The 8,228-nt window shown below is 43.5% G+C and carries 7 protein-coding genes and 1 pseudogene; 7 read left to right on the forward strand and 1 reads right to left on the reverse strand.

Features of this window, described 5'->3' with window-relative positions; all coding sequences use genetic code 11:
* Positions 1-68: 68 nt before the first annotated feature.
* The gene (locus B4K20_RS15000) at positions 69-455 is read right to left on the reverse strand and encodes a hypothetical protein (protein WP_289283530.1); all 387 of its coding nucleotides are present in this window, start codon (positions 453-455) and stop codon (positions 69-71) included.
* Positions 456-822: 367 nt separating this feature from the next.
* Here B4K20_RS15000 and rimP point away from each other — a divergent pair, with 367 nt between their 5' ends.
* From rimP to B4K20_RS15035, 7 genes and pseudogenes are all read left to right on the forward strand, one after another.
* On the forward strand, positions 823-1,269 hold the full coding sequence (rimP, locus tag B4K20_RS15005; protein WP_286305248.1) for a ribosome maturation factor RimP: 447 nt from the start codon (positions 823-825) through the stop codon (positions 1,267-1,269).
* 77 nt (positions 1,270-1,346) lie between these two features.
* The gene (gene nusA / locus B4K20_RS15010; protein WP_289283531.1) at positions 1,347-2,855 is read left to right on the forward strand and encodes a transcription termination factor NusA; all 1,509 of its coding nucleotides are present in this window, start codon (positions 1,347-1,349) and stop codon (positions 2,853-2,855) included.
* A 3-nt stretch (positions 2,856-2,858) separates the two neighbouring features.
* On the forward strand, positions 2,859-5,666 hold the full coding sequence (gene infB / locus B4K20_RS15015; RefSeq protein WP_289283532.1) for a translation initiation factor IF-2: 2,808 nt from the start codon (positions 2,859-2,861) through the stop codon (positions 5,664-5,666).
* Complete coding sequence (gene rbfA, locus B4K20_RS15020; protein ID WP_289283533.1) at positions 5,666-6,046, forward strand: 30S ribosome-binding factor RbfA; 381 nt, start codon at positions 5,666-5,668, stop codon at positions 6,044-6,046. Before infB ends, rbfA begins: the two co-directional genes overlap by 1 nt.
* A gap of 12 nt (positions 6,047-6,058) precedes the next feature.
* On the forward strand, positions 6,059-6,985 hold the full coding sequence (truB, locus tag B4K20_RS15025; RefSeq protein ID WP_286305245.1) for a tRNA pseudouridine(55) synthase TruB: 927 nt from the start codon (positions 6,059-6,061) through the stop codon (positions 6,983-6,985).
* A gap of 133 nt (positions 6,986-7,118) precedes the next feature.
* The gene (gene rpsO / locus B4K20_RS15030; protein ID WP_007145766.1) at positions 7,119-7,388 is read left to right on the forward strand and encodes a 30S ribosomal protein S15; all 270 of its coding nucleotides are present in this window, start codon (positions 7,119-7,121) and stop codon (positions 7,386-7,388) included.
* Positions 7,389-7,578: 190 nt separating this feature from the next.
* Positions 7,579-8,228 (forward strand): annotated as a pseudogene (locus tag B4K20_RS15035) (polyribonucleotide nucleotidyltransferase); the annotation flags it as partial.

Raw genomic sequence — 8,228 nt, forward strand, 5'->3', positions numbered from 1 at the left:
AGCCCCCGCTACCAATAGAATATAAAAAGCTCAAAACAACTTGTTGTTTTGAGCTTTTTTATTGGGCGTTAATACACCTCACCGTATCTCTTGATCGCATCTTCTTTTTCTATAAATGTGGCATTAACTAATTGCCAATGCTGCTGACTCTCCATAACAACGTTGCAGCCTAGTGCTTGCATGTGACCGCTTTGCAGAGCAAACATGGAGCGACCAGCTTGCCTTACATCGGAAAAATAACGATCTAAACTGATATCGATTACTTTTTTTGGATGAATATTCTCAACATAGATACGTAATCCGCCTCGTTGTGTACAGTCACTACTAGTATCTTCATCTTCTATTGTTTTAAACACTATGTAATCTGAAGCATGTTCACTGTCAGCAGAGAGAGGATGGCTGACACTTATAGAACATAAAAAATAAAGAATAAAACGAGATAGTGATATTTTCATGAGTTCCTTTTCCTGTGTTTACAGAAAACAAACTGACCTGACTGCAGGAATGAAAGTTTTCCCAAGAAAGATATAAAGGTAATTTTCATAGCATGAATGTCAGTTGATTCATGATTGTGTGGTTGAAGCAAGTAAAACTGAGTTTGTGGCTATAAATAGTTTAAGTTGCTGTGACGGGTAGGTTTCTGTTAATATTCTGTGCTTTCTGGAGAGCAATCAGTACTGGAAGCAAGCTTGTTCCAGCACAGATGCTTATGGCAGAGCGGTGTAGATTAGCCGCATGACAATATTTTGAATTCCGGGCCCCTGTATGGGGTTTTTGTTTTTCTGGAGAATTGATTTAGGCCGCAAGGCTTAATACATACTTATGGCCATTACTGATCAGATTGAACAACTTGTTGAGTCTTCCATTGAGACTCTTGGATATGAATTGGTAGGCATTGAATATATCCAGGGCGGCCCCGATCCTATCTTACGAATCTACATTGATGCTGAGCAAGGCATTGGTATAGAAGACTGTGAAAGGGTGAGTCATCAAGTGAGCGGTATTCTTGATGTAGAAGAGCCAATTCGAAGTGCTTACGTGCTGGAAGTATCATCCCCAGGATTTGATCGACCTTTATTTAAGGCTCGGGACTTTGAAAGATTTAAAGGTGCTGAAGCCAAAATAACAATGAAATTACCTGTCGCTGGCCGACGTAATTTCAAGGGCGTATTAGAGGGCTTTAGTGATGGTGAGATCTTAATAGAAGTGGATGGTGAGGTATATGCCTTGCCTTTGGCAAAGTTAGCAAAAGCAAGACTTGTTGCCTAAAACAAGCGTATTATTAGCGGTTAATATATTGAATACTGAGTTGGATTTGGTCTGCTACGTAATCCACTGGGGGCGTGATGAATAACAAAGAAATTTTATTGGTTGTCGATGCCATGTCTAATGAAAAAGGCGTGGGCAAGGAAGTGATTTTTCAGGCAATTGAAGCGGCGTTAGCGATGGCTACACGTAAACGCTATGACATGGCATTGGATGCACATGTACAGATCGATCGTGTCACAGGTAATTACGAAACGTTTCGTCAATGGTTGATCGTCGAAGATGAAGACTATCAGTCACCAGAGACAGAAATTACAATAGAAGATGCTCAAGAAAGCAATCCTGATGCTGTAGTGGGTGAGTATGTTCGCGAACCTATGGAGTCTGTTGAGTTTGGTCGTATTGCGGCACAGACTGCTAAACAGGTGATTGTCCAGAAAGTACGTGAAGCAGAACGCGCACAGGTAGTCGACCAATATCGTGAGAAGGTCGGTCAAATGATTCACGGTACAGTGAAACGTGTTGAGCGTGGCAATGTGACTTTGGATCTTGGTGGTAATGCAGAAGCATTTTTACCACGTGAAGAAATGATCCCGCGTGAGAGTTTCAGAACGGGTGACCGTATTCGTGGTTACTTAAAAGAAATTAGACCAGAAGGTCGTGGTCCACAACTCATCGTCAGCCGTGTTGCTCCTGAGTTATTAATCGAACTCTTCCGCTTAGAAGTGCCTGAAATCAGTGATGGCATGATCGAAGTAAAAGGGGCGGCGCGTGATGCTGGTTTGCGAGCTAAGATTGCTGTACTGGCCAAAGAGTCACGTATAGATCCTGTTGGTGCCTGTGTCGGTATGCGTGGATCACGTGTTCAAGCAGTCACTAATGAGCTAGCTGGAGAGCGTGTTGATATTATCCTTTGGGATGAAGATGTTGCTCGATTTGCTATTAATGCCATGGCGCCAGCTGAAGTTTTATCTATCGTTGTTGATGAAGACGCGCATAGCATGGACATTGCTGTTGAAGATGCTCAGTTATCTCAAGCGATTGGTCGCGGTGGACAAAATGTGCGCTTAGCCAGCCAATTAACGGGGTGGGAACTCAATGTGATGTCAGCTTCTGATGCTGACAAAAAAGCAGAGTCTGAAATTGGCGAATTAATCAAAACCTTCATGGCCGATCTCGATGTCGATGAAGATGTTGCATTAATTCTGGCCCAAGAAGGCTTCTCATCACTTGAAGAAGTGGCTTATGTCCCAGAGCATGAAATGCTCGACATTGAAGAGTTTGATGCCGATATCGTTGCTGAACTTCGTTCGAGAGCAAGAGATGTACTTTTAACTCGCGCGATTGCAAGTGAAGAACAGCTGGAGTCAGCAGAGCCAACTCAAGAGCTGATAAATATGGAAGGGATGACGCGTGATCTCGCGTTAACTTTGGGAAGTAAAGGTATCACTGATCTTGATGATTTAGCTGAACTCGCCGTCGATGAGTTAGTTGAAATAGGTGGTATGGAAGAACAGCAAGCTGCTGCACTTATCATGAAAGCCAGAGAATCGTGGTTTGCTAATGAACAAACAGATGCAGGGGAGTAACCAATGAGTGACATGAGGGTTAAGGACCTAGCTGGCACAGTCGGAATTACAGCTGAACGCTTGGTCGAACAGCTGAACGAAGCAGGGATTAACGTCTCAAAGCCTGATGACTTCATTACTGAAGATCAAAAACAGACGTTATTACAATTCTTGCAACAGCGTCATGGTAAGTCTGGTGGTGGTGAAACCGCAGTGCCTAAAAAAATTACACTAAAGCGTAAATCAGTTAGTGAAATTAAATTAGGTGGTACAGCGCGTGGTGGTAAAAGTGTTAGTGTTGAAGTACGGAAAAAACGTACATACGTAAAACGTAACGAAACTGAAGACAGCACTACCAATACAGAGCAAACCGCTCAGATGAGTGTGGCTGAACAACAAGCTGCTGAGGTGGCGAGACTTGAAGCGCTTCGATTAGAAGAAGCCAAGCGCCGTCAACAGGATGATGAAGCTCGACGTCTTAAAGAATCTGAAGAAGAAGCAGCGGCTGTAGCGGCGGCAATCGAAGCAGAGAATAGAGCGGCAGAAGAAGCCAAGTTAGCAGCAGAAGAAGAGAAAAAAGCCCTGGAAGAAGAAGCTAAATCTAAGAAAGCTGAAAAAGCGATTGAAGAAACAGTGAAACCTAAACCAAAGCAGAAAGCAGAAACATCATCCTTAACGGCCTCTCAACTTGCACATAAAAAGCTTGAAGAAGCTGATGCAAAGAGACGTGCTGCAAACCTGGCTAGAATTGAAGCGGAAAAAGCACTCGAAGCCAAGAAAAAAGCACGTGAAGAAGAAGAGGCTCTTGAGAAAGAAAGGGAAAAAGCACGTGCTGCTGCTGCAGAAGCGCAAGCAAAAGAACAAAAAGCAGGTGTGCGTAAGACGAAAGATGCCGAAGCGAAACATAATCGTGAAAAATCTAGTCGCAAAGGCGGTCGTAACGATGATGAGTTTGAGCGTAAAGAACTTCACGTGACCGAAGGCAAAGGTGGGCGCCGTAAGAAGAAAAAAGGATCGGCAGCGAAAGTCGCTGTTAATAAAGATCAGGAACACGGCTTTTCAAAACCTACTGCACCCGTCGTACATGAAGTAAACGTACCGGAGACCATCAGTGTTTCTGATCTAGCTCAGCGTATGTCAGTTAAAGCTGGTGAAGTTATCAAGGCTCTGATGGGACTTGGCACCATGGCCACCATCAACCAGGTTCTTGATCAAGATACCGCAGTTATTGTGGTTGAGGAAATGGGGCATATTGCAAAACCTATCATCGAGAATGAAGTTGAACAAGCACTTCAAGTGTCTGATGAGCATCAGGGCGAAGCAATTGGTCGAGCACCAGTTGTTACTGTCATGGGCCATGTTGACCATGGTAAAACATCGTTATTGGACTACATCCGTCGCACCAAAGTGACTTCTGGTGAGGCAGGTGGTATCACTCAGCATATTGGTGCCTACAAAGTCGAAACCAGTCGTGGTGAAATCGCATTCCTTGATACACCGGGCCATGCTGCATTTACAGAAATGCGTTCACGCGGTGCAAAAGTGACTGATATCGTGATTCTGGTGGTCGCAGCAGATGACGGTGTTATGCCGCAAACAATTGAAGCTATTCAGCATGCTAAAGCCGCTGATTCAGTCATCATTGTTGCTGTTAACAAAATAGATAAACAGGATGCTAACCCTGATCGTGTGAAGCAAGAATTAGCTAATCATGAAGTCATTCCAGAAGACTGGGGTGGTGATGTTCAGTTTATTCCTGTATCAGCATTAACGGGGCAAGGTATTGAAGATCTGCTGGAAGCTATTTCGCTTCAGGCAGAGGTTATGGAGCTGAAAGCACCTGAACAAGGACCTGCTCACGGTACTGTCATTGAAGCGAGACTGGATAAAGGTCGTGGTACGGTGGTAACGGTACTGGTTCAACAAGGGACTTTAAACAAGGGCGATATCGTCGTTGTTGGTCAAGAGTATGGCCGCGTTCGTGCTATGTTTAACGAGACAGGCGAACAACTTAAACATGCTGGCCCTTCAACACCGGTAGAGTTACTTGGCTTATCTGGTACACCCGCTGCCGGTGATGAACTTCAGGCAGCGCCTGATGACCGCACCGCACGTGAAATTGCCAACTTCCGTCAAACAAAAGCCCGTGAGCAAAAAATGGCTCAACAACAAGCGGCTAAATTGGACGAAATGTTCAACAAGATGGAAGAAGGTGACGTTAAAACACTTAATGTTGTTATTAAGGGTGACGTTCACGGCTCTGTTGAAGCAGTGAGTCAAGGCTTGCAGAAACTGTCTACAGATTTAGTAAAAGTCCGTGTTGTCGGTTCAGGTGTTGGTGGTATTAATGAAACCGATGCTCAACTTGCTGCCGCTTCCGATGCGATTCTGATTGGCTTTAATGTTCGTGCTGATAATGCAGCACGTAAAGTGATCAGTGAAAAAGGTCTGGATGTTCAGTACTTCAGTATCATTTATGACCTATTAGACGTTGTTACTAAAGCCATGACAGGTATGCTTGAACCTGTATACAGAGATGAAATCATCGGTCTGGCTAGAGTTGACGATGTATTTAGATCGCCTAAGTTTGGTGATATCGCAGGTTGTTTGGTTGTAGAAGGTACAGTTAAACGCAACAACCCAATTCGTGTACTACGTGATAACGTAGTGGTATACGAAGGTGAGCTCGAATCATTACGTCGCTTTAAAGATGATGTTAATGAAGTCAATGCGGGTACTGAGTGTGGTATCGGTGTGAAGAACTACAAAGATGTCAAACCAGGCGACCAAATCGAAGTGTATGAACGTGTATTAATGAAGCCGACCCTGTAATGGCAAGAGAATTTAGTCGTACAAATCGCTTTAGCGAAGTCATAATTAGAGAACTCGCGTTGATGCTTCAACGCGAGATTTCTGATCCACGTGTGGGAATGGTTACTGTCTCACACGTCGATGTGACGTCGGATCTTAAGTATGCCAAAGTCTATGTCACCCGTTTTAATGGCTTTGAAGATGAGCAGGACATGAAAGAATGTTTAGCAGGTCTGAATAGTGCTGCTGGTTATCTGAGAAGAGGTCTGGCTGGACGGGTCAAGCTAAGAAACATGCCTGAATTGCAATTCTTTTATGATAAAAGCCTGGAACACGGGTTCCACATGGATGAATTGATTGCCAAAGCGAATGCAGATATTCGTCGGGAAGACGAAGACTAATTTATCACGCTGATGGCAAGACGAAATAAAAAAGGTCGGGATGTTACCGGCATTGTCATTATTGATAAGCCTACCGGGCAAAGTTCAAACCACATTCTTCAACGAGTCAAACGCCTGTTCGATGCTAAAAAGGCTGGACATACAGGCAGTCTCGATCCTCTTGCTACAGGCGTGCTTCCTGTTTGCTTGGGTGATGCGACAAAATTATCCAGTTACTTATTAGACGCAGATAAGCAATATCACGTTACCTGTCAGCTGGGTATTATCACCGACAGTGGTGATGCTGACGGTAATGTACTTGAAGAACTGCCCATTCCCGAATTTACTGAATCTACGCTTAATCAAGTCATCCAGCAATTTATCGGTGAGATTGATCAGGTTCCACCTATGTTCTCCGCATTAAAACATCAGGGACAACCGTTATATAAACTTGCAAGACAAGGTATCGATGTAGAAAGAAAAGCGCGTCGAATTACGATCTATGAGATTCAATTGCTCGATTACCAAAAACAGAGTTTTACTTTATCAGTAAGGTGTAGCAAAGGTACCTATATTCGTACCTTGGTAGAAGATATTAGCCATGCCTTAGGCACTGGTGGCCATGTTACAATGCTCAGAAGAACGGCAGTCGCTGGTTATGATTTATCAGACGCCATTACACTAACGTCTCTTCAGGAAAAATCGGATAAGCAGGGCATCAAAGCACTTGATGAACTATTGCAACAAGCAGAAGATGCATTACCCGACTGGCCAAGCATTCAGCTTGATGAAGAGGGGACAAAAAATATTAGTTTTGGACGCTCTATCTCGGTACATGAGCCTTTTATAAGCGCAAATGTCAGATTATTTAATGTGAATAATGAGTTTATTGGTTTAGGCGAAATGTCAGCAGAAGGTGTGGTATCACCAAAGCGTTTATTTGCAAATGCGGTGGCTTAAACTGGGCCTTGTTTCATAATAAGAAAGTCGGTAGAATCCCTACCTTCAAAAAGGTTGGCTGTTCTGGTATGTATCTGCTGGGGCAGTTCAGAATTTAACTAGTAGCAAAAGCTACAAAAAGTTGGAGTATTTAATGTCTATTTCTGCACAACAAAAGAAAGAACTGATCACTAAATTTGCACGTTCAGAAGGTGATACTGGTTCTGCTGAAGTACAAGTTGCTTTGTTAACAGCGCGTATCACAAACTTGTCAGAGCATTTCAAAACAAACATTCACGATCACCATTCACGTCAAGGTCTGTTAAAAATGGTTAGCAGCCGTCGTAAAATGTTGGACTATCTGAAAAAGACAGATATCGAACGTTACCGTGCATTGATTGCTGAATTAGGTTTACGTCGCTAAGTTGATTTTGGTGACTCATTATATGCAGCCAATGTGGCCGGCAAAATCGGCGACCTCAAGGCAGGATATATAAAATATGCCCCTGAAGCTATAACAGTTTCAGGGGCATATTCGTTTTTAGATTTATGATTTTTATATCAGTTGTGAAACGGGTTCATAACTGACAACAGAGAAGAGAAGGAAGAAAAGAGTGAACTCAGTAAAAAAGACAGTTCAGTACGGTGACCATTTATTAAGTCTTGAAACCGGAAAAATCGCACGTCAAGCCGGTGGTGCCGTTATTGCCAGTCTTGGCGAAACGTCAGTATTAGTAACCGTTGTTGGTAAAAAAGATGTCAACCCAGGCCAAGACTTTTTTCCTTTAACTGTTAATTACCAGGAGCGTACATACGCAGCCGGTAAAATCCCTGGTGGTTTCTTCAAACGTGAAGGCCGTCCAAGTGAAAAAGAAACATTAACGTCTCGCTTAATTGATCGTCCATTACGTCCTTTGTTTCCAAAAGGCTTTGTCAATGAAGTGCAAGTGATTGCAACGGTTGTTGCTCTGGATCCAGAAATTGATCCGGATATTCCTTCAATGATAGGTGCTTCAGCAGCACTGGCTATTTCAGGTATGCCATTTAATGGGCCACTGGGTGCTGCACGTGTTGGTTATGTTGATGGCAGCTATGTATTAAACCCAAGCAAAGCTCTACTGGATAAAAGCGCATTAGACCTGGTCGTTGCTGGTACTGAAAGCGCTGTTTTAATGGTCGAGTCTGAAGCCTCTGAGTTACCTGAAGAAGTGATGCTGGGTTCGGTCATGTTCGGTCACCAGCAAATGCAGACCGCTATTAACTT

This window comes from Methylophaga sp. UBA5088, assembly GCF_002414625.1.
Classification (GTDB): domain Bacteria; phylum Pseudomonadota; class Gammaproteobacteria; order Nitrosococcales; family Methylophagaceae; genus Methylophaga; species Methylophaga marina.

Coding starts and splice junctions, on each gene's coding strand:
- B4K20_RS15000 (WP_289283530.1), bottom strand. CDS start 455: ATGAAAATATCACTATCTCGTTTTATTCTTTATTTTTTATGTTCTATA.
- rimP (WP_286305248.1), top strand. CDS start 823: ATGGCCATTACTGATCAGATTGAACAACTTGTTGAGTCTTCCATTGAG.
- nusA (WP_289283531.1), top strand. CDS start 1,347: ATGAATAACAAAGAAATTTTATTGGTTGTCGATGCCATGTCTAATGAA.
- infB (WP_289283532.1), top strand. CDS start 2,859: ATGAGTGACATGAGGGTTAAGGACCTAGCTGGCACAGTCGGAATTACA.
- rbfA (WP_289283533.1), top strand. CDS start 5,666: ATGGCAAGAGAATTTAGTCGTACAAATCGCTTTAGCGAAGTCATAATT.
- truB (WP_286305245.1), top strand. CDS start 6,059: ATGGCAAGACGAAATAAAAAAGGTCGGGATGTTACCGGCATTGTCATT.
- rpsO (WP_007145766.1), top strand. CDS start 7,119: ATGTCTATTTCTGCACAACAAAAGAAAGAACTGATCACTAAATTTGCA.